Origin of the sequence: Actinomadura sp. NPDC048955 (assembly GCF_040649435.1) — a bacterium.
Lineage (GTDB): Bacteria > Actinomycetota > Actinomycetes > Streptosporangiales > Streptosporangiaceae > Spirillospora > Spirillospora luteofluorescens.
On record NZ_JBEZJI010000209.1, the window covers coordinates 1 to 1,109 of the forward strand.

The window sequence follows — 1,109 nt, forward strand, 5'->3', positions numbered from 1 at the left end:
TGTGATGTCCAGGGAGGTTGTACCGCTCGGCATCGGTGAGTCTGTCTGACAGATGAAGGCCTCCGGTTGTGAAGTGGAGCTGTCTAGTTCACCGCTTCGCCGACCGGAGGCCCTCATGTCCCACGCTAATGCCGCCCTGACCCCGCGCGCCCGTTTGCGGCTCGCCCAGCTCGTCGTTGACCGTGGTTGGACCTATGCTGCGGCGGCCACGATGTTCATGGTCGCCCCACGCACCGCCAAGAAGTGGGCCGACCGCTACCGGGCCGAAGGTGCCGCGGGCATGACCGACCGCAGCTCCCGTCCGCACTCCAGCCCGAATAAGACCAGTTCGGCCCTGGTCCGCCAGATTGTGCGGCTGCGGTGGCGCCACCGGCTCGGGCCAGTCCAGATCGCCGGCCGGCTGGGGATGCAGGCATCGACGGTGCACGCCGTGCTCGTGCGATGCCGGATCAACCGGCTCTGCCGCATCGATCGCGTCACTGGTGAGCCCCTGCGCCGCTACGAGCACCCGCACCCCGGCTCCCTGATCCACGTCGATGTCACCAAATTCGGCAACATCCCCGACGGAGGAGGACACAAGTTCCTCAGCCGCCGGCAGGGCCGGGCCAACGGCATCGCCACAGCACGCCGCACCGGGCAACGTGGCAGGCACTACCGGCCGCTGATCGGGACCGCCTACGTGCACACCGTCATCGACGACCACTCCCGCCTCGCCTATGCCGAGATCTGCGCCGATGAGAAGGCCGCCACCGCCGTCGCAATCCTGCAACGAGCCGTGACATGGTTCACCGAGCGCGGTGTCACCGTTGAGCGGGTCCTGTCCGACAACGGCTCGGCCTACAGGTCCCACACCTGGCGTGATGCATGCGCCGAGCTCAACATCAAGCACAAGCGCACCCGCCCCTACCGGCCGCAGACCAACGGAAAGATCGAACGCTTCCACCGCACCCTGGCCGACGGCTGGGCCTACGCCCGAATCTACGAGTCAACCGAGCAACGCAACGCCGCCCTGCCGTCCTGGCTCCACTTCTACAATCACCACCGCGCCCACTCCGCCATCGGAGACCAGCCACCGATCACCCGGCTGACCAACCTCCCTGGACATCACA

The 1,109-nt window shown here is 67.0% G+C and carries 1 protein-coding gene; it reads left to right on the forward strand.

Going from position 1 to position 1,109, the window contains the following annotated elements; translation table 11 throughout:
- Positions 1 to 115: 115 nt before the first annotated feature.
- Positions 116 to 1,109: IS481 family transposase (locus AB0C84_RS46310; protein ID WP_361079330.1), on the forward strand; the 994-nt coding region annotated here is incomplete at its 3' end.